This is a genomic window from Geobacillus thermoleovorans (assembly GCF_001610955.1).
In the GTDB taxonomy this organism is placed as follows: Bacteria; Bacillota; Bacilli; order Bacillales; family Anoxybacillaceae; genus Geobacillus; species Geobacillus thermoleovorans.
The window spans coordinates 322736-342051 of record NZ_CP014335.1 but is presented as its reverse complement, the minus strand read 5'-3'; the positions used below and the strand labels follow the sequence as shown (position 1 = coordinate 342051).

General features: G+C 49.9%; 20 protein-coding genes and 2 pseudogenes. 5 read left to right on the top strand and 17 right to left on the bottom strand.

All coding sequences use genetic code 11. From position 1 onward, the window contains the following. Positions 1 to 38: 38 nt before the first annotated feature. A complete protein-coding gene (gene rlmD, locus GT3570_RS01780; protein ID WP_023633793.1) occupies positions 39 to 1427 on the bottom strand; it encodes a 23S rRNA (uracil(1939)-C(5))-methyltransferase RlmD in 1389 nt (462 codons plus the stop codon). 254 nt (positions 1428 to 1681) lie between these two features. On the opposite strand from rlmD (GT3570_RS01780), the gene GT3570_RS01775 reads away from it, so the two are divergent. The 3 genes from GT3570_RS01775 (at position 1682) to GT3570_RS01765 (ending at position 2878) form a co-directional block, all read left to right on the top strand. Further along, positions 1682 to 2107 carry an SRPBCC family protein gene (locus GT3570_RS01775; RefSeq protein ID WP_013522911.1) on the top strand — a complete coding sequence of 142 codons (426 nt, stop codon included), beginning with the start codon at positions 1682 to 1684 and terminating at the stop codon, positions 2105 to 2107. Further along, positions 2070 to 2441, top strand: coding sequence for an ArsR/SmtB family transcription factor (locus GT3570_RS01770; RefSeq protein WP_062898352.1), 372 nt, complete (start codon positions 2070 to 2072; stop codon positions 2439 to 2441). The genes GT3570_RS01775 and GT3570_RS01770 overlap by 38 nt, the downstream gene beginning before the upstream one ends. Before the next feature lie 89 nt (positions 2442 to 2530). Further along, positions 2531 to 2878 (top strand): hypothetical protein, encoded by a 348-nt coding sequence (locus tag GT3570_RS01765; protein ID WP_023633795.1) that lies wholly within the window; start codon positions 2531 to 2533, stop codon positions 2876 to 2878. A gap of 411 nt (positions 2879 to 3289) precedes the next feature. On the opposite strand, the gene GT3570_RS01760 is transcribed toward GT3570_RS01765, so the two are convergent. The 11 genes and pseudogenes from GT3570_RS01760 to GT3570_RS01725 form a co-directional block, all read right to left on the bottom strand. Further along, positions 3290 to 4759 (bottom strand): alanine/glycine:cation symporter family protein, encoded by a 1470-nt coding sequence (locus GT3570_RS01760; protein ID WP_062898351.1) that lies wholly within the window; start codon positions 4757 to 4759, stop codon positions 3290 to 3292. A gap of 381 nt (positions 4760 to 5140) precedes the next feature. Then, positions 5141 to 5305 carry a hypothetical protein gene (locus GT3570_RS18640; protein ID WP_015373875.1) on the bottom strand — a complete coding sequence of 55 codons (165 nt, stop codon included), beginning with the start codon at positions 5303 to 5305 and terminating at the stop codon, positions 5141 to 5143. A gap of 121 nt (positions 5306 to 5426) precedes the next feature. Beyond that, positions 5427 to 5789, bottom strand: a pseudogene (locus GT3570_RS01755) (type I restriction-modification enzyme R subunit C-terminal domain-containing protein); the annotation flags it as partial. Positions 5790 to 5801: 12 nt separating this feature from the next. Then, on the bottom strand, positions 5802 to 6935 hold the full coding sequence (locus tag GT3570_RS01750; protein WP_062898349.1) for an IS4 family transposase: 1134 nt from the start codon (positions 6933 to 6935) through the stop codon (positions 5802 to 5804). Positions 6936 to 7210: 275 nt separating this feature from the next. Next, positions 7211 to 7408, bottom strand: a complete 198-nt coding sequence (locus tag GT3570_RS18940; RefSeq protein WP_227016103.1) for a hypothetical protein — start codon at positions 7406 to 7408, stop codon at positions 7211 to 7213. Between the two features lie 12 nt (positions 7409 to 7420). Next, positions 7421 to 7588: a hypothetical protein gene (locus GT3570_RS18635; RefSeq protein ID WP_023633335.1), complete on the bottom strand. Its 168-nt coding sequence runs from the start codon at positions 7586 to 7588 to the stop codon at positions 7421 to 7423. Between the two features lie 387 nt (positions 7589 to 7975). After that, a pseudogene (locus GT3570_RS18935) lies at positions 7976 to 8101 on the bottom strand (DUF4351 domain-containing protein); the annotation flags it as partial. Positions 8102 to 8138: 37 nt separating this feature from the next. Further along, positions 8139 to 9512 (bottom strand): 23S rRNA (uracil(1939)-C(5))-methyltransferase RlmD, encoded by a 1374-nt coding sequence (gene rlmD, locus GT3570_RS01740; RefSeq protein WP_062898348.1) that lies wholly within the window; start codon positions 9510 to 9512, stop codon positions 8139 to 8141. Between the two features lie 77 nt (positions 9513 to 9589). Continuing rightward, positions 9590 to 10510 (bottom strand): diacylglycerol kinase, encoded by a 921-nt coding sequence (locus tag GT3570_RS01735; RefSeq protein ID WP_011229846.1) that lies wholly within the window; start codon positions 10508 to 10510, stop codon positions 9590 to 9592. Between the two features lie 142 nt (positions 10511 to 10652). Then, a complete protein-coding gene (locus GT3570_RS01730; protein ID WP_011229845.1) occupies positions 10653 to 12170 on the bottom strand; it encodes a flotillin lipid rafts scaffold protein FloT in 1518 nt (505 codons plus the stop codon). A 22-nt stretch (positions 12171 to 12192) separates the two neighbouring features. Then, positions 12193 to 12732, bottom strand: coding sequence for an NfeD family membrane protein (locus GT3570_RS01725; protein WP_033024619.1), 540 nt, complete (start codon positions 12730 to 12732; stop codon positions 12193 to 12195). A 214-nt stretch (positions 12733 to 12946) separates the two neighbouring features. Here GT3570_RS01725 and GT3570_RS01720 point away from each other — a divergent pair, with 214 nt between their 5' ends. Beyond that, positions 12947 to 13813: an Rpn family recombination-promoting nuclease/putative transposase gene (locus GT3570_RS01720; RefSeq protein ID WP_062898347.1), complete on the top strand. Its 867-nt coding sequence runs from the start codon at positions 12947 to 12949 to the stop codon at positions 13811 to 13813. Between the two features lie 136 nt (positions 13814 to 13949). On the opposite strand, the gene GT3570_RS01715 is transcribed toward GT3570_RS01720, so the two are convergent. The 3 genes from GT3570_RS01715 to GT3570_RS18925 all read right to left on the bottom strand — a co-directional run bounded on the left by GT3570_RS01715 (position 13950) and on the right by GT3570_RS18925 (position 15723). Next, positions 13950 to 14339, bottom strand: a complete 390-nt coding sequence (locus GT3570_RS01715; RefSeq protein WP_011229842.1) for an Mpo1-like protein — start codon at positions 14337 to 14339, stop codon at positions 13950 to 13952. After that, a complete protein-coding gene (locus GT3570_RS18930) occupies positions 14336 to 14851 on the bottom strand; it encodes a hypothetical protein (RefSeq protein WP_318258069.1) in 516 nt (171 codons plus the stop codon). Before GT3570_RS18930 ends, GT3570_RS01715 begins: the two co-directional genes overlap by 4 nt. A gap of 125 nt (positions 14852 to 14976) precedes the next feature. Continuing rightward, positions 14977 to 15723 (bottom strand): hypothetical protein, encoded by a 747-nt coding sequence (locus tag GT3570_RS18925; protein WP_236620403.1) that lies wholly within the window; start codon positions 15721 to 15723, stop codon positions 14977 to 14979. Positions 15724 to 16212: 489 nt separating this feature from the next. On the opposite strand from GT3570_RS18925, the gene GT3570_RS01700 reads away from it, so the two are divergent. Continuing rightward, positions 16213 to 17460 (top strand): RNA-guided endonuclease InsQ/TnpB family protein, encoded by a 1248-nt coding sequence (locus tag GT3570_RS01700; RefSeq protein WP_062898345.1) that lies wholly within the window; start codon positions 16213 to 16215, stop codon positions 17458 to 17460. 103 nt (positions 17461 to 17563) lie between these two features. Here GT3570_RS01700 and GT3570_RS01695 read toward each other — a convergent pair whose 3' ends face one another. Both GT3570_RS01695 and GT3570_RS01690 read right to left on the bottom strand, forming a co-directional pair. Next, positions 17564 to 17905: a zinc ribbon domain-containing protein gene (locus GT3570_RS01695; protein ID WP_031212124.1), complete on the bottom strand. Its 342-nt coding sequence runs from the start codon at positions 17903 to 17905 to the stop codon at positions 17564 to 17566. A 71-nt stretch (positions 17906 to 17976) separates the two neighbouring features. After that, positions 17977 to 19182, bottom strand: a complete 1206-nt coding sequence (locus tag GT3570_RS01690) for a S1C family serine protease (protein WP_062898344.1) — start codon at positions 19180 to 19182, stop codon at positions 17977 to 17979. Positions 19183 to 19316: the final 134 nt, after the last annotated feature.

Below are 19316 nucleotides of genomic sequence, written 5' to 3'. Positions count from 1 at the left end.
TCCCGTTTCTCCCTATCCGAGAAACGGGATTCCTTCCATCATGATCCCCGAACAAGCAACGCACAGCACTCGACATGGGCCGTATGCGGAAACATGTCCACCGGCTGGACGGTTTTCAATGTATAGCCGAACGAGACTAGCTCCGTAATGTCTGACGCAAACGTCTCCGGATTGCACGAGACATACACAACCCGCTCCGGCCGCGCCCGGCCGATTTTGCGCATCACCTTCCCGCCCGCCCCCGAACGTGGAGGATCCAAAAGCAGCAGCTCCGGCCGCCCGAACTGTTCCAACACTTCATCAATCCCGCGTCTTGCATCCCGAGCCAAAAAGTACGTATTATCAATGCCGTTGTCCTTCGCATTTCGCTTCGCCGACTCAATCGACGTTTCAACAATTTCAATGCCAGCTAACGCTTTGACCCGTTTCGCAAATGGCAGGGAAAACGTCCCGACTCCGCAAAAGAGGTCGATCATGTTTTCATGAGGCTGCGGTTTGCCCATCTCCAACGCCAGTTCAACCAATTTGGCCGCCTGCACTGGGTTTGTTTGAAAAAACGTATCAAACCAAAGGCGGTAGCGGAAGCCGCACAATTCATCGTAAATGAAATCACGTCCGGCCAACACATGGGTTTGTTCCGCTTGGGTGCGGTCCGCCCACGCCCGATTCTCGAGCCAAAGCAAACTTTTCACTTGCGGGAGCATTTTGGTGATCCGCTCCGTCAAATCGGCCGCCGCTTCTTTCAGATCCCCTTCCGGCGCCTCGGTCGCAAAGAGCGCCACCATCACCTCTCCTGTCGCAAACGACTCGCGCACCATGACGTGGCGAAGCAGCCCTTCGTGGGTATCTTTGTGATAACCAGGCAGCTGATGATCGCGCGCCCAACGCGCCACCTCCATGGCCGCTTTGACGATCTTCTCGCCGGCAATGAGGCATGTCTCCAACGAAATGACTTGCCGGAAGTTCCCTCGCTCGTGCAGTCCAAGCAACCCTTCCGGAGAAAACGTAAACTCCATTTTATTGCGGTAATGCCACGGATGTTCCATGCCAATCGTATCGCGGACAACGCCAGGGTCAAATCCGTGCTCTTTCAAGAGCGTCTTGACATGCTCCGTTTTATGGCGCAGCTGCCCTTCATAGCGCCAGTGCTGCCAGACACAGCCGCCACAGCGGTCAAAGTGCGGACACGAAGGCGCAAGCCGTTCCGGATGCGGCTCAATCACTTCTTCCAACCGCGCCTGAACTCTGCGCCGTTTTGGCTCATCGACAACGACTCGCACCTTCTCACCGGGAAGTGTAGACGGAATGGCGAGTTTGAGCTTCTTTCTCTTTCCGTCCTCTTCACGCCAAACGACGGCTTGTCCAATTCCTTTTTTATCCAACTGATGAACTTCTGCCACAAACGAATGTTTCGTCACACCGCCCAATGGTTTCCCTCCTTTTCGAAATGAATCGGCCTTATTTCATTCTTGAGTGTATTGTGCACTTTGTCGCAACGGACTTATGCTTGGCGGAAACATACGTTTTTCATTATAACAAGGAACGACTTTCATTGAAAACGGCAGAACATCATTCCCGATCGATGGGAGCTGCATTCGTTTTCATTTGCTTTTAACACTAAAAGGTGATATATTTATTTTGAAACCTATTGGTGTCATATCCAGTGAATGGAGGAGTTCTTGTGGAAACCAAGCAAACATTGCCGGAAATCCGCAAAACGATTGTGCTGAATGCCCCCATTGAAAAAGTATGGAAAGCGGTGGCGACCTCCGAAGGTATTGCGGCGTGGTGGATGCCCAATACGTTTGAGCCGATTTTAGGTCACCAGTTTGTTTTGCACGCAGGGCCATTCGGCGATTCGCCATGCAAAGTGACAGAGCTCGATCCACCTAACCGCTTGGGGTTTGACTGGGGAAAGGATTGGCACCTTACGTTTGAATTAAAAGCATTAGAAGACGGAAAAACAGAATTCACCCTGATCCATTCCGGATGGGATGCGGACAAAACAACCGAATTTGGGCAGCCTCACACAGTCGTTCGCAAGATTATGGATGACGGGTGGGAGAACATTGTCAACCAAAAACTTCCTGCATATCTCAAAGGATAAACGGACCGTTTCCGTGCCAAAACACGATGTGTTTCACGCCATCGCCGATCCGACTCGCCGCCAGATGTTGCAGCTGCTGGCCGACAACGAGCTGTCGATCGCCGCGATTGCCAAATCGTTTCCGATCAGCCGTACAGCCGTCAACAAGCACCTTCATATCCTAGCGGAAGCAGGTTTAGTGAGCCGTCGAAAAGCCGGGCGCGAAACGAGGTACAGATTCAATCCCGAACCCTTCGCCGAATTGAAAACATGGCTTTCCTTCTTTGAACAGTATTGGGATGAACGGCTTGCGGCTCTCAAGCATTTGGTGGAAGCGGATGAGGAGTCATCATGATGACAAAAATCGCATGGATTCACGGGGGCGCAAAGGCGGTTTCAATGACGACGAACAGCTGCATCTTATAGAGGAAGGAGAACGGGAAGATGGATCCTTTCATCTCTTGCCCGCAGTGCACGAATCCCATTACTGTTAAAGATGTCATGCATTTTTCTTCGCCTTGGACCATGAAATGCCCGTATTGCGATGTGAAGCTGAAAGAAACGAGAATCACGCCGTTTTTGCTGCTGGCCGCAGCCGGCATCGTCCCGTTGTTTCTTTTCCTGACAGTCCAAATCAAGGCGTTTGCAGCAGCTTATTGGCCCGTGGTCGAACACGTGCCAACAATCATCGTGTTTCTCGTCACACTCTATCCCATTTATTGGATGTATGAGCGGGCAAACGCCATCATTCTGTGTAAAAAGGGACGCTTTCAGGTGAAGAAAAAAGAATGACCGCCGAAAAAGGAATTCATAGAAAAAGGGTCTCTAGAAGGCTGATGGAAAAACAGTTGTTTCCCTTGATTGATGGGGAAACGTGCGAAAAGCAAAACCGACGCGACAGGTTTCTCTACTTAAGAAACGATTCTAGGAAACGGTTGCACTAGCAAATCACCGCTCTCCTAGTGAATCGATGGTAATAGAAAAAGGGTGTCCCAAAAGCAACGGGACACCCTTGACTGCTAGAAGACCGGTGAACAATCACCTCACCTTCACAGCAAAACGTTTTTTTAGGAAAGCAAAATCAAACGAGGCAAGACTCCTCCGCTTCAGGAACGATCGGTTTCGCGCCGTATGCTCTCAACACCACCAACCTCACCAACGTACGGTGAACCTTAGACATGGATGGCTGCAACAAGGCGATCATCATAAAGCTTCCTTTTTCTTTTCTCCGGCTTTCTTATACCCATTTTCCCAGAACGCCGCGTTTTTGATTCCGTATTTTGACGCATTGAACTCTGGATCTTTGCCTTGCTTCAGCTGTTCTTCGTAATCTTTCAAGGCCATATAGGCTGGTTTAAACAACAACAGGATCGCAATCAAGTTGAGCCAAACCATGATTCCAAGCCCGATATCGCCCATCGCCCACGCCGTCGTCGCCGTTTTGACCGTTCCATAGAACGTGGCCGCCAAAAAGACGAGCTTCAAGGCAAAGAAGGCCGTTCCCCTCTTTTCACCGCGCACAAGATAGGCGAGGTTCGTCTCAGCAATATAGTAATAGGCGTACATCGTGGTAAAGGCGAAGAAGAACAGAGCGATCGCGATAAAGGCCGAGCCAAACCCCGGGAAGAGGGTGTCCACCGCCGCTTGCGTATACCCTGCGCCCGGCTCCACTCCTTTCAAATGAACCACAATCGGCTCGCCTGTTTTTTCATTGATCACATTGTATTGACCCGTAAACAAAATCATCAGTGCCGTCGCCGTCACGACCAAGAACACGTCCAAATAAATCGAAAACGCCTGCACAAGCCCCTGCTTGGCCGGGTGGGACACTTCCGCCGCCGCTGCCGGGTGGGCGCCCGTCCCTTGCCCCGCTTCATTCGCATAAAGGCCGCGTTTGACCCCCCACATCACGGCCGACCCAAGAATTCCACCAAACACTTGATCAGCGCCAAACGCGCTTTTGAAAATCAGGCCAAACACATCCGGGACTTTCTCAATATTCACCGCAATAATCGCAATCGCGACCAACAAATAGCCAACCGCCATAAACGGAACGACAATTTCCGCCGTTTTGGCGATCCGCTTCACTCCTCCAAAAATCGTAAAGCCAAGAACAGCGATCACGAAAATTCCCGTCACCAATTTCGGAATGCCAAACGCATTCGAAAAGCTGTCGGCAATCGAGTTTGCTTGAATTCCCGGCATCAGCACCGCCATCGAGAGAATGATCGCCGCGGCGATCACCACCGCAAACCATTTCCAGCCAAGGCCTTTTTCAATGTAGAACGCCGGACCGCCGCGGTATTGTCCGTCTTGTTCCTCTTTATAAATTTGCGCCAGCGTCGACTCGACATACGCGGTCGCCGCTCCGATAAAGGTGATCACCCACATCCAAAAGACCGCTCCCGGCCCCCCGTACGCAATCCCCGTCGCCGTCCCGGCCACGTTCCCGACGCCGATGCGGCCGGACAACGACATCGTCAACGCCTGGAAAGAAGACACCCCGGCCTCAGAGCTTTTCCCCGTCGTCACAAGCCGGATCATCTCTTTCACGTGGCGGATTTGCAGGAAGCGGGTGCGAATGCTAAAATACAAACCACAACAGACAATAAAAGCAATTAAGAAAGGGCTCCACAGCCACCCGTTCACCGTTTCCACGAGCTTTTCAATCAATCCAATCCCTCCTATGCCAGCTGATTACTTTTGTTGTATAACACATAACCAAATAATATTATAAATACTACACACTTCTGCTTCAATAATTTTTTTATATATCATTCTTTTCTGCATTTTCTTTATATCCCCTACACTTTTCCTTGTGCAAAAAAATGAATCACTTTCTTCGTTGTTTTTTTAAAATAACTACCAAACCAAAAAATGGTAGATGAAGCAAGGCGGGTGAACCCGCCCTGAACGGCCGCCTCCCCTTGCAGCAGGGTCCCAGTCCTTGAGGCCTTTAAGCACGAGCCCCATCTTCTCCGAATGATTCCCTCCCGAAGCGCCGCAAACGCAAAGCCGAACACACAGAACAGCGTGTTCGGCTTTGGCTTTCCGTTACATATAACCGATGAGAAACACGACAAAACCCGCCAATCCGACCGATGCGACGAAGAGGCCAAAGGCGATCCGTTTCGCGGCTTTGCTCTTTTGGACAACACCATACACGAACAACACGATCGACATGACCAACAAAAGCAAAATGAGAGACGAAATGCTCACGTTCAGCGCTCCTTATCGTGCACTGCCCCTAGGAAAGACAGCGCATCTCCATCCGTGCCATCACAACCAGCGATTGATCCATTCCCGCGAGAACCTCTTCCCGGTTGATGCCGCCCATCGCTCACGCCCCCGCAATTTCTTCCGAATTTCGGTTAATCTCATCGATAATGCTAATAATCTTCCGCGCGTCATCCATGTTGTCTTGAAAGAGTTCAACAATGCTGCCGACAGTTTTAAACGGTTCTTCCTGCAGCACCCGCTTGTCCATGACTCCATTTTTCACAAAGTAATCGACGATCAATTTGACAAAACGGCTTTGTTGGATGTTCAACCGTTCGCTTGATAAAAATTCGGAAAACGCTTCGTTGGCGGCCTGCGGGTCAAGGCCGACGATTTGGCGGACGAGCTTTGTAATCGGTGTGTCTCCGAATTCTCTTTGATAATCTTCCTGTGTGCCAAGCTCATTCCAAAGAATATGCTCCAACACGAGTGTTGATTATCCAAAATTAGACATACGTCTTCCATAAATTTGGGCATACTCAAACAAAGCAGCGGCCATCCCGGATTTCCAATCGAGAGGAAGCTGCCCAGAGAAAAAACGGCGAACAAACGAAATGAAGGAAAGAGAGACGTTCGTCTGTTTTTTGGTTTGATCATACAGCCATCGCAGCAACACATACGCGATGAACGCCGCAAACAGTTGGTTGTATACCGCATTTTCCGTCGTGCCAAACAAGGTCGGGACATTCAGATATTGCTTCACCCAGCGGAAAAAGACTTCAACGGTCCAACGTTGTTGGTGCATGTCGGCAATGGTTTCCGCAGACGCATGGAAGAGGTTCGTCACGACCCGAATGTCGCGGCCATTTGCATCTCGAAAGATCACCACCCGGTGACGCTTGGTGGAGCGGCATTGTTTCGTCCCCAACTGGCACGTGAAGTCGGCTTGAACCGATGAGGATGTGCTGGAAAGGCGTTTCAAGCTTTTTTTCTGATGAAGTTCGATGTTGTCCTTCATCCGAATGACAAAGAGCTGATGCTGCTCCACAAATCGATCGAGGCGTTCGATTTTGACATACGCCCGGTCTTCCACGAGCACTTGTTGAGGGTTCGTCAACTGTTCTCCCACCGGGCCATCATGACGCAGTCCGGTCGTTTCCACCACGTCTGCCGGCAGCGAGGATTCCGGCGAATACGCGGCGTGCAGCTTCACTCCGGCGCGTTCGCCGTGACACGGAGCCCATGGGAGGCGGTTTTTCCCGACCGTGACGGTCGTCGAATCCACCACCCGAAGCGGTTTGGGAAACCGAAGCGAGCGGCGGGTTTGGCGGCTGCACTTGGAAATGATCAACGCCAACAAGCGTTTCATGATGACATAGGGAACGTCTTTCGCTTTCTTGGATACTGTGGAATAATGGAATCGCGGCAATCCATACAGAAGCCCCACGTCAGCTCCATGGCGAAAGCTTTTCCATTGATGCATGGCGGCCAGCAGGAAGAAGTGAATCCACTCGCGCAACGGAAAGGTTCGAGACGAATCACGATCCCCAACCGCTTCGACAATCAGTTGAATCTCTTCATCCGAAACAAGTTTTTGCATCAAATTCGGGAGTGTGGTATGCTTGTTCATAGAGAGCACCCCCTGGGTTTGTTTGTGTCGTTACTCACATTCTACAGGAAAGGTGCTCTTTTTTCTATACCCTTTGGATTTTATTGGATAATCAACACGCCTGATTTCAACTTATACTATCACTCAAAAAATCGTAATTTACAATATTCACTGTAAACTCTTTCAAAGTCATCAGGGTGCAATGTGCCACATTTATTAGTCTCATTAAATACAGATAATGGAAATATCCTGAATTTTTCGCATCTTGCCCATGATTTTTTCGTTAATCCCGCTTCCTAATAATACTGAATCTCAATTCGATATTGATCATGTATGGTGGGAGGAGCTTTAGGTCCTTTTGATGTTATTTTGATTGCAACGGCAGCAGCAATATTATGTTCTATCTCCACAATAAGAACCGGGCGAAATTTTCCGCCCGGTTGATCTTCGAAGCCGAAATAAACATCATAAATATCTCCAGGCTTGACGTTCATTATGATCCCTCATCAATCTTCAAACCATTCCAAATCATCTGGATCATCAGGATTCAAAAGAACCCGGCCTTCATCATCTGTTTTAAATACTTTTACTTTGCCGCTTTCAATCAATGATTGAAGACTTGGTTTTTTGATTTCTGTTGCTGGAGTCATGTCTTCACGCTCCTTTTTCTTCATTTTCCCACCACCTAATCAAGAATGTAGGTGGTACCAGTATATCCATAGGGAAAACAATTTAGAATGATGGATTTTGGACAAACTCTACAAGTTCTTATCATTATTATATCTGGAAAAGGGAAGACAGTAAACAAACATATATCTCAATGACGCAAAGAAGAGAATAAATCAATGAAGAGGAATCACGTCTTATCATGATCGCAATACATATCATTTCAATATTCACAATATCATCATAGCCTATTTACCTCTTTTTTGATCGAAAGACTCAATGATTGACATCGTGTCTTTTCACATTCAAAAACACATCAATGAATATAAGGGATAGGCGCTGACACATGGGATATGAACCTTTTGATTTTTAAGTTAACATAACTCGTCTTATAGGACTTTACTTACTAAGGCGGCAACCGGATTGTCATGGCGGATGTACTCCTGCCACGGCAGTTTGCGCAATTCCACCGTTAGAAAGCGGAAGTCAAGAACAGTAAAGAACGGAAATTGGATCGTAAATTACAAACAACAGGGCCGGATCAACCGGCCCGTTGCCTTATCTCAACTGAATCTTCGCCACACACTCCACATGCGCCGTATGCGGAAACATATCGACCGGCTGGACTTCGATCGTTTCGTAACCGCCGTCTTCTAGAATGCGCAAGTCGCGGGCGAGTGTCGCCGGATTGCACGAGACGTAAACGACGCGCGGCGGCTTCATGGCGATGATCGTCTCAAGCAGCGAGGCGTCGCAGCCTTTGCGCGGCGGGTCGACGACCAAGCAGTCAGCGCGGATGCCTTCTTGATACCAACGCGGGATGACGTCTTCGGCGGCGCCGACTTCGAAGGTGACATTTGTGATGCCGTTCAGCTCGGCGTTGCGCTTGGCGTCTTCGATCGCTTCGGGAACGATTTCGACGCCGTAGACATGCTTCGCTTTTCTCGCTAAAAAGAGCGAGATCGTGCCGATGCCGCAGTAGGCGTCCATGACCGTCTCCGATCCGGTCAACTCAGCGTACTCGAGCGCTTTGTCGTACAGCACTTTCGTCTGTTCCGGGTTAACTTGATAAAACGAGCGGGCCGAGATGGCGAATTGGATGTCGCCGATGCGATCGGTGATGTATTCGCTCCCCCATAACACCCGCGTTTTGGCGCCAAAAATGACGTTCGTCCGCTCGGGGTTGATGTTTTGCACGATCGATGTCACGTCCGGGATTTCACGGACGATGGAGCGAACGATCTCTTGTTCATGCGGCAAATGGTTCGTGCGAGTGACAAGCACGACCATCACCTCGCCTGTTGCCGCGCCGTAGCGGGCGACAATATGGCGGAGCACGCCGCGATGGGCGAGTTCATCGTATGACGGGATGCCGTAGCGCTCGACGATCCGTTTCACCGCTTGGACGACGTCATCGTTTTTCTCTTGTTGAATGAGACAGGCATCCATATCGATAATCTCATGGCTCCGTTCTTTGTAAAAGCCCGCGACCAAGCCCCCTTCGCGCTCGCCGACCGGCACTTGCGCCTTGTTGCGGTAGCGCCATGGGTTCTTCATCCCGATGACGGGATGGACGGTGACGCCGTCAAGCTTGCCGATGCGGGCGAGCACTTCTTTCACTTGCTTCTCTTTCGCCTTCAGCTGCCCTTCGTAGCTCAGGTGCTGCAGCTGGCAGCCGCCGCATTGACGATAGACAGGGCACGGGGGCTCGATGCGGTCGGGGCTCGGTTCGTACAGCTCGATAAGCCGGCCGTACCCGTAGCCTTTTTTCACTTTGACGACTTTTACGTTCGCCCGCTCCCCGGGAAGCGCGTTTTTCACGAACAAGGGAAAGCCGTCGACTTTCGCCACTCCGAGACCGTCGTGGGTCAAATCCGTGAATACGACGTCATAATATTCATTTTTGGCGACTGGTGCTTGCTGCTTGGTCATGTCCGTCTCCTTTCTGTCGATCGGTTTATACCGTTAGCGTTCCCTTATTGGCTTAGAGGCATAAGAAAAGAACAGGCTCATCTTCCTGTTCTCACTTGTTCCGCCTTGTCTTTCGGCATGATGACTTCCAAATGGCGGTACAAATTGACAAATTCCCCTGGAAGCATGCCCCCGAATTCGCCGTCTAAGTTTAGCTGCATCGGCGACCGCACCTTCACCCGGTTCGCTTTCGTGTAAATGATATGCGGGTCGTTGATATGCTCGCCGCGCGCGGCGAGCGTGACAAGGCGAATGAATTCGGCCAAGTTCGTTTTTTTGACGATGATGAAATCGAACAGACCGTCATTGAGCGACGAATCGGGCGCCAGTTTTTCAAAACCGCCGACCGAGTTCGTGAGCGAAACCAAAAACATCATAATCTCGCCTTCAAACAGTTTGCCGTCGTACTCGATTTGCGCTTCGGTCGCCTTGATGGACGGAAGCATCTCGATCCCTTTTAAGTAATAGGCCAGCTGGCCGAGCATCGTTTTCAGCTTGCTTGGCACTTCGTAGGTGAGCTCCGTCAGGCGGCCGCCGCCGGCGATGTTGATGAAATAGCGTGTTTTGTCTTCGTTCGTCACACAGCCGATGTCAATGGGTACGGGCTCGCCCGTGGCGATCACCTCGCACGCCCCTTCGATCGAGCGCGGCACGCCGATGGCGCGGGCGAAATCGTTCGTCGTCCCGACAGGAATGACGCCCAGTTTCGGCCGATACGGCTGATCGGCGATGCCGTTGACAACTTCATTGATCGTTCCATCGCCGCCCGCGGCGACAACGAGATCAAATTCCCGCTCGACGGCCTGACGCGCCGCTTTCGTCGCATCTCCCGGACCCTCGGTGGCGTGGCACGACGTTTCATAGCCCGCTTTTTCCAACCGAACGAGCACATCGGGCAAATGGCGCCTAAACAGCTCGCGCCCTGATGTCGGGTTATAAATGATTCGAGCTCGTTTCATCATCCTCAACCTACTTCCTTTTTTCCATTCCACTCGTTCCCATCATAGCGAAACAATGCTTAATACGCAACTCCGAAGAATGTCGCAAGTATGACCACGAAAAAAGCGCCCTTCGTTCGATCAAGGGCGCCGCACACCATGTTCATGACTGGCTCGCATTCGCCTCTTCGGCAACGGTTGGCTTGGCCGTGACGGCCGATGATGCACCGCTTGTCGTGAGATTCTCAAGCAGCTGCTTCACATCGATGCCCGTCGAAGCTTTTAACGTCTCCTGCAAGCTCGCCATTAAGTTCGTCGCATAGCCTGTGACACGGTTGGCGCCGCCTCCTGCCCCTGAGCCAGTGTCGACGATCGTCAGCTTCTCGATGTTCGCAAGCGGGCTCGCCACTTGTTTTGCATATTCCGGAAGCATCTTGATGATCATGTCGAGCACAGCTGCTTGGCCGTAGCGCTCAAACGCTTCGGCGATTTTTTGTTTCGCTTCCGCTTCGGCGAGACCTTTCAGGCGGATAATTTCCGCTTCTGCCTCCCCTTTTGCTTTCTCGGCCTCGGCTTTCGCCAGCCCGTCGAGACGGATGCGCTCCGCTTCCGCTTTCGCCAGCGTTTCGACGCGGTATTTTTGCGCATCGGCTTCGGCGATTTGCTTCGCCTTTTCCGCCGCCGCTTTTTGTTCAATCGCATAGCGTTCAGCGTCGGCTTTTTTCTTCACTTCCGAATCGTACTGGCGCTCGCGGCGCAAAATTTCTTTTTCTTCCAGCTCGATTTGTTTTTGCCGCTCGATGATTTTAATTTGCATTTGTTGCGCCATGACTTCCTGCTTCGCCTTCGCTTCTTCGAGGTGGTACGCCTGATCGGCGCGCGCTTTGGCGATGTCTTGCTCGCGGCGGAACTCAGCGAGCTTCAACTGGTTGATTTTCTCCGCCTCCGCGATTTCCGTCAGCCGCTCGAGCTCCGCCTTGCGCGCTTCCTTGTCTGCTTCAGCCCGCTTGATGCGCGTCTCTTTTTCCGCCTCGGCCGTGGCGATGTCAGCATCGCGCTTCACTTGGGCGATGCGCGGCTTCCCGAGCGCATCGAGGTAACCGTTTTTGTCGCGCACGTCTTTGATCGTGAACGAGACGATGACAAGCCCCATTTTTGCCAAATCTTGCGAGGCGACACGCTGCACTTCTTGCGAAAACTTGTCGCGGTTTTTATAAATTTCTTCAACCGTCATCGACCCGAGAATGGAGCGAAGATGGCCTTCAAGCACTTCACGCGCTTCGTTTTCCATGTCTTGACGCGTTTTGCCTAAAAACTGCTCGGCCGCGGTCGCGATTTCGCCAATCGAGCTGCCGACTTTGATGATCGCCACCCCGTCCGCCATCACGGGCACGCCTTGTTCCGTATACACTTCCGGCGTTTGTACATCCAATTTGATCGACAATAAACTAAGCGGCTCGGCCTGCTGGAAAATCGGCACGACGAACGTGCCGCCGCCGCGGACAATTTTAATTTTGTTTCCCGATTCGTCCACGTGGACGTTTTTGCTTCCTAAATAGCTGCCAGTGACAATAAGCGCCTCATCCGGCCCGACCGTGCGGTAGCGGGCGATGAAAATGGCAATGAGTCCGACAAGAAGCAGGACGACGACACCAATGACAATCAACCATGGCGCAACCATTGACAGGTCCCCTTTCTTTGTTTTAGATGGAAAGGTGATACGGATCGTGCCTCGCCACCACAGCGACGCCGTTTTCCATTTGTACGATGATGACCTCTTCCCCTGACGGAATGGCCTCATTATTTGCGCTTTTCGCCGCTTTGGCCACCGCGCCGCTTTTACGGGAGATGAGAATTTCGCCCAACCCGTCAGGCGGCACCGAGACGATCACTTTAGCAAGCGCCCCCTCCAAATCGGCGTCCGTATACCCAAGCGACGCCTCGGCCGAGCGGAGCGGCAAAAAAACGAAAAAGTGCAAAAGCAACACGGCAACAATCGCCACCCCAATGCTAAGCCAAATGATAGAACCTGATGCCCAATCCGTATACATTTCCGCCAACAGCCCGACCGCGCTGCCGACGATGAAAAATGATAAAATGAGCTGCGGGCTGAACAGCGGATGATCGGCTACATCGAACAGGCCGTCAAGCACGTCGCTGAAGAAAAAATACAACACCGTCAGCAGCGCACTGACCACCAACACCGCTCCGTATACGACTTCAGGCGGATGACCGAACCACATCCCCCCTCCCCTCCTTTCCCGTCAATGATTCATACGGCCGAAGCATCAGTTGGTTTCATCATTTTTCCATCAACATCAAAATTCGACAGCATTTCTCTTATTTCCTGTCTTCGAACAAAAAACTTCTGTGAAAAAGCTGTGATCAGGCAGGATTTTGCCTTGCATGGATCGAATAAAACAAATGGGAGTTCAAAAATAAATAGGGAGGGAGACCATGTCAGAAACGCGCATTGACCATGATCGCCTGTTTAAAGAGTTGTTAAGCACGTTTTTTGAAGAATTCGTTCTCCTCTTCTTCCCGCGCGTATACGAGCATGTTGACTTTAACCATCTTTCCTTTTTATCAGAAGAAGTGTTGACTGATGTTACTGCAGGGGAAAAACATCGAGTCGATCTATTGATCGAGACAAAGCTAAAAGGGGAAGATGGACTGATCATTGTCCACATCGAACACCAAAGCTACATCCAACCCGCTTTTTCGGAGCGAATGTTCATTTATTTCAGCCGTTTATTTCAAAAACACCGCCGCCGTATTCTTCCGATCGCTATCTTCAGCTATGACGCCATCCGTAATGAACCTTCCTCTTTCACTGTGGAGTTTCCGTTTTGGGCTGTTCTCGATTTCCGTTTTTTGGCCATCGAATTGCGCAAACTCCCGTGGCGCGAGTACATCCGCCATAACAACCCGGTCGCCGCCGCCCTGTTAAGCAAAATGGGGTATAATGAAGATGAGAAGGTGGAAGTGAAAAAGGAATTTTTGCGCATGCTCACCCGCCTCGAGCTCGATGAGGCGAAACAGCGTCTGTTGTTCGGCTTTTTCGAAACATATTTGCGGTTATCGGATGAAGAAGAAATCCGACTGCGAAATGAGGTGAATACAATGGAGGAGAAGGAGGCTGCCAAAGTCATGGAACTCATCGTTTCATACGAGCAGAAAGGCATGGAGAAAGGCATGGAGAAAGGAATGGAAAAAGCAAAGATGGATGTTGCGAAACGAATGTTGGCAAAAGGATATGATGCCGACACGATTCATGAACTGACCGGGCTGCCGCTTGAAAAGATTGAACAAATGAAGAAGTAATGCGGGGACAAGGGCCTTTCTCCCTGATATTTCATCCCGGATTGTCGTCGTCCTTCGATCCCTCAAAAGCCTTGAGGATCGACGACAATCACTGATAGAAGAAATCAGTCGGGAGAAAGGCCTCTCAACGTGATTCTTATCCATTTTGGCTGACATCCCGATCCTCTGAAAGCCCAATCCGCTCAAGCTCACGCCCCAAGCGTCCCGCAAGCATCAGCCCGTACATGTGAAAATCAGCTCGAAGCGACCAAAGCGGATGGCCGAAGGTGGCGGGTTTGTTTCCTTCGATGAAAAAGTGGCTGAACCAAGCGAGCGTGTAGGCGGCAATCGGCGCGCCAAGCAGCCACCATGCGTTTCCCGTTACAGCCGCGATGATGATGAACAAAAAGACAAAGCTCGTTCCGACAAAATGCCAGCGCCGCGTCGCTCGTTTGCGATGCTGGGTCAAATAGAACGGCCAAAATTCTTCATAGTCTCGGAATTGTATGTCCCTCTCCCCCCTTGCCGTCATCTCCTGCACTATCATTGTATTTCATCCATCACGTAAAATGTCTGCAAGTTGTGCTTTTGTTTCGGCACAGTAAACTTGGCGGCAAGTTGGGCCGTACGCAGCTGGAAGGTGTTCATTTCTCCTGCATTGTCCGCCTTGTTCCCCTCCTGCGGCTCGAACAATATATACACATAATCGCCGTGAAACCGTGCTTCCCAGTACACAGAAGGCAGTTCATGCTTTTCGATCAGCTTGAACTGATCGTTCAAAGCAATCCACCCCGACTTTTCCCTCTGGACATAGCTCACCCACAGCGCGTCTCCTTTCACTTGGAGCTGATCGAATCGTGTTTCCTCTTGCCCCATGTCCCAATATGTCACTCGCCATGAATGCGGATCAATGATTGTGAGACGAGGTTTCGTGGCGATGACAAGGTAGTTGCGGAAAGCCGCCATCGATCGGGCGGAGGAAGTGAGCAACGGAATTTCTTTCACGACCTCACCGCGTTGATCGATCACATACAATACGCCTTGTTCCTTTTCAATCACATCGGCGAACACATAGAAATACGGCGCTACGTGCAAAACTTGAAGAACGTAGGGAGGGAATCGTTTAGAAAATAACAATTTTCCCTCTTTTCTTACTTCTAGTTTATTGGTTTTTACATCTTGGTTCAGCGAACGAATATCCCACTCTCCCTCCAATGAGGCAAAGGAAAGAGGGCTGGAGACCGCTTTTGATCGACAACCGTCCATGTGTCTGGATTTAGTCGATACACATACTTTCCTGTATAATCGGACCACAACAACAGTTCCTTTGTTGAAGAAGCGGGCGAAAGGTGAGAGATTCCAACTGCTTTCAGCGTCACCACTTTGCGCACATGATGTTCGTCCGCCTCCACGATATATGACTCCCGCTCCAACGGGTGAGAATACAAAAAGAAAATACGCGCTGACGGACCGTGCGGCAAATGAGCGTTGGACGGTTCGTACGTCCGCACCGAGGAGACAACGGAATTGTCAATGTTCTGCACCCAATATACGATGACAGGCGCGGCTGCCGCCAGCACAACCCATATCCATCTCTGCCGCTTCCACCAAGCCTGCCCTTCCTTTTTACCTCCTATGCGCTGGACAAGCAATCCCCAGTACCATACGATGTAAAGGAACAACGCAAGCGACAGCCACGCCCACCATTGCCCTTCGATAAGGGATTGCTGCCAATAGTCGAACGGATCGACACCGACCCTGGCGATCGTGTGAAAATTGTTCAGAAAAAAGAGCGGCACCGCAAGCACCGCAGCGAGCGAATACAAGCGGCGAACCGTTCCTTTCACCAGCATCACCACACCGGCGAGCAACGTCGCGGTGCACATGAGGTAGTACAACATTGACATCCATAGCGGTGCACTTGGGCCCATATTGAATCCCCTTCCAGCCTTGATGGTTGTAATGTTCTATGAAATGGAGCACGTTTCCTTCTTTATGGAGAGATTTTCCCCCTGATCAACAGGTTCATTGATTAAATTTCTGATTTCCTGACGCTCTTCTAGCTGTTTCTTGTCCATTTCTTGTTCCATCTGGAGTTTTACCTTATCTGCTTTCTCCCCCGAATCAGCATACGTCAACGAAACACCCGATGTGTAAATGAGGCTCAAAGCGACAAGTGGAGAGAGCAAGGCAGATTTTTTCATAAAATACAAATAACTACGTTAAATCAATATATTTACAATTAAAATTCTATTGGAAATGCAAAAAAAAGAGTATTTATCTTAATTAGGCGAGAAGACTCCCACTTCAACGAAGCGAAGCGGAGTAAGTGGGAGATGAATCGCCTTAACTATATTTTGCTGAAAATAGGATAGATTCAGTAAAATATAGTATAATATAGTTAGATGGGAGGTGAAAAAATGTATTTTTGTATCAAACAACAGCTAAATGGTTTGACCAAAGAAGAATACTTGACTCTTCGAGAACTGTGCCATATTGCCAAGAACATGTACAACGTCGGATTGTACAATGTCAGACAATACTATTTTGAACACAAGGAATTTCTTAATTATGAGAAAAACTATCATCTTGCAAAAACTAACGAAAACTATAAGCTGTTAAACAGCAACATGGCACAGCAAATTTTAAAAAAGGTCAATGAAGCCTTTAAATCTTTCTTTGGTTTGATCAGTCTTGCCAAACAAGGAAAATATGACCACAAGGCTATCAGTATTCCAAAATATCTTAAAAAAAATGGCTTTCATTCACTGATCATTGGCCAGATTCGTATAGACGGCAACAAATTCACGATACCGTATTCTCGCCTATTTAAAAAGACTCGCAAGCCTATCACGATAACGATTCCGCCTGTGTTACTGGACAAAAAGATTAAGCAGATTGAAATCATTCCTAAGCATCATGCCAGGTTCTTTGAGATTCAGTACAAATATGAAATGCCTGAAGATCAAAGAGAATTAAATGACCAAAAAGCACTGGCAATTGATTTAGGATTAAACAATTTTGCCACTTGTGTCACATCAGACGGCAGATCATTCATCATTGATGGGCGGAGATTAAAAAGTATAAATCAATGGTTTAACAAAGAAAATGCCAGACTTCAAAGCATGAAAGATAAGCAAAAAATCAAAGGCACCACTCGTAAACAGGCTTTGCTTGCTATGAATCGCAATAATAAAGTGAATGATTATATCAACAAGACTTGCCGTTACGTCATTAACTACTGTATTGAAAATCAAATTGGCAAACTTGTCATTGGCTATGCGGAAACATGGCAACGCAATATTAATCTAGGAAAAAAGACAAATCAAAACTTTGTCAATATTCCTCTCGGTAACATAAAAGAAAAACTAGAATATCTTTGTGAATTTTACGGCATTGAATTCTTGAAACAGGAAGAATCATATACGTCTCAAGCCAGCTTTTTTGACGGCGATGAGATTCCTGAATATAATGCCGACAATCCAAAAGAATATAAGTTCAGCGGCAAACGTATTAAGCGCGGCTTGTATCGAACAAAGTCTGGCAAACTAATTAATGCTGATGTCAATGGCGCATTAAACATCTTAAAGAAAAGTAAAGCTGTAGACCTGAGTGTCTTATGCTCTAGCGGCGAAGTGGACACGCCTCAAAGAATAAGGATTGCTTGAAGCAGTCAAACTTCTTTGGAAGCCCCCACTTCAAATTTTCGCTAGAAAATTAAGTGGGGGGTAGTTCACTACTAATGGAAAAATAGTCATATATTCACAAAAATTAGAGGGGACGAACACTCTCCCATCTGCGCTCACGCTTAGAGTTGGGGAATTCTTGGAAATACCCGCCCCACGGCAGGCTGCCAGCCAAGCCGCCCCCGTGCGTCCCACGGTTCGGCTGCCTTGTGACGACAGCAAACGAAGCCCTTCCTTCAACATCATTCCGAGCGGCGTTATGATCCGGGTCATGGTGCGCCCTGCATTGCGGGCGCACCCACTCTCGGACATGCAGCGGCTGCGCGTCGTCATGCCAGCTCTCGCAATATGAGCAGACTCGATACAAAGTGCTGACGACACGGATCAACGTACAGCCGTCTCCTTTCGCTTTATACTCCAGCATCATGAGCAAGCGCTCCACACGAAAATGAAAATCGCCTCTTTCCAGCCGCTTCGGCTGAAAAGAGGCGCTGTTTCTTACGATTGGCTGCTGTCTCTCGCTTTTAAGGTGACCGATACGGTCGTCTCAAACCCATCGCGATAGATCGTCAGTTTGATGCGATTGCCCACCGATGTTTTCGTATACAAATATTTGCGCAAGGCGCTGACGCTGTCGATTTTGTCGCCGTTGATGGCGACGATGACGTCTTTTGACTTCAACCCGGCATCGGCCGCCGGCGAGAACGGTTCGACCGACGTGATGGCCGCACCATATGTCACGTTGGACGGCAATTTCAGTTCATCAGCGCGGACTTCATCGGACAAATCGGCCACATCGACGAGCTGGACGCCAAGGTACGGGCGTTTGATTTTGCCGTCTTTCATGAGCTGTTCGATGATCGGCTTGACGTTTTCGCTCGGGATGGCAAAGCCGAGCCCTTCGACGCCCGTTTCCGCGATTTTCATGCTGTTGATGCCGATCACTTGACCCGCGCTGTTAATGAGCGCCCCACCGCTGTTGCCCGGGTTGATTGCCGCATCCGTCTGGATGACGTCAATCTCCCAGTCGCCCGCTGAGGTGGACACCGGCATCGTCCGTTTGCCGCTGACGATGCCTTCCGTCACCGTCCGCGACAAATCAAGACCAAGCGGGTTGCCGATGGCCGCCACGGGTTCGCCGATTTTTACCTTCGACGAGTCGCCGAAGCTCGCCACTTTCGTTACGCCATTGGCTGGGATTTTCAAGACGGCGAGGTCAGTGAGTGCATCCGCGCCGACGATGTCGGCTTTCACTTTTTTGCCGTTCGGGAGCGCCACCTCCACTTTGTTCGCTCCTTCAATGACATGGTTGTTCGTCACAATGTAGGCCACATTGCCTTCTTTTTTAAAGATGACGCCCGAACCCGTTCCCGCTTCGGTATCTTGTGCTTGATCAGAGAAAAAGTCCACTTGCTTCTGAATGTTGACGACCCCGACGACCGCATCGGCCACTTTGTTAATGGCGTCAATCATATTCGTTTTGACGTTCGCCGTCGGCTGCAATGGCAGCGCCTCGCTTTTTGCGGTCGTTTCCGCCGCTTCCGTTTGGGAATGGGTTTCCCCGTAAATCCATTTCGGCGCTACATACCATGTCGCCGCGCTGCCGATCACCGCTCCAGCGACAGAAGCGGCAAGCCACGATACGAAGCGGCCGCGGCGTTTCGGCTGCGGAGTGGGTGTTGGTTCAAATGGCATCATGTCCATTTGTCATCTCCTCCTTTTCCTCTTCGCCTATCATCATAACCATGGAAAGTGAAAAAATGGTGAAATTCCTTCCCTTCCATTAGCGAGCGAAGCCAAGCGCACAGCTTTTTCACCGTTTTTTCACGGATGTTTGG

Coding starts and splice junctions, on each gene's coding strand:
- GT3570_RS01765 (WP_023633795.1), top strand. CDS start 2,531: ATGGATCCTTTCATCTCTTGCCCGCAGTGCACGAATCCCATTACTGTT.
- GT3570_RS01750 (WP_062898349.1), bottom strand. CDS start 6,935: ATGAACAAGCATACCACACTCCCGAATTTGATGCAAAAACTTGTTTCG.
- GT3570_RS18940 (WP_227016103.1), bottom strand. CDS start 7,408: ATGAACGTCAAGCCTGGAGATATTTATGATGTTTATTTCGGCTTCGAA.
- GT3570_RS18635 (WP_023633335.1), bottom strand. CDS start 7,588: ATGAAGAAAAAGGAGCGTGAAGACATGACTCCAGCAACAGAAATCAAA.
- rlmD (WP_062898348.1), bottom strand. CDS start 9,512: ATGACCAAGCAGCAAGCACCAGTCGCCAAAAATGAATATTATGACGTC.
- GT3570_RS01735 (WP_011229846.1), bottom strand. CDS start 10,510: ATGAAACGAGCTCGAATCATTTATAACCCGACATCAGGGCGCGAGCTG.
- GT3570_RS01730 (WP_011229845.1), bottom strand. CDS start 12,170: ATGGTTGCGCCATGGTTGATTGTCATTGGTGTCGTCGTCCTGCTTCTT.
- GT3570_RS01725 (WP_033024619.1), bottom strand. CDS start 12,732: ATGTGGTTCGGTCATCCGCCTGAAGTCGTATACGGAGCGGTGTTGGTG.
- GT3570_RS01720 (WP_062898347.1), top strand. CDS start 12,947: ATGTCAGAAACGCGCATTGACCATGATCGCCTGTTTAAAGAGTTGTTA.
- GT3570_RS01715 (WP_011229842.1), bottom strand. CDS start 14,339: ATGATAGTGCAGGAGATGACGGCAAGGGGGGAGAGGGACATACAATTC.
- GT3570_RS18925 (WP_236620403.1), bottom strand. CDS start 15,723: ATGGGCCCAAGTGCACCGCTATGGATGTCAATGTTGTACTACCTCATG.
- GT3570_RS01700 (WP_062898345.1), top strand. CDS start 16,213: ATGTATTTTTGTATCAAACAACAGCTAAATGGTTTGACCAAAGAAGAA.
- GT3570_RS01695 (WP_031212124.1), bottom strand. CDS start 17,905: ATGATGCTGGAGTATAAAGCGAAAGGAGACGGCTGTACGTTGATCCGT.
- GT3570_RS01690 (WP_062898344.1), bottom strand. CDS start 19,182: ATGGACATGATGCCATTTGAACCAACACCCACTCCGCAGCCGAAACGC.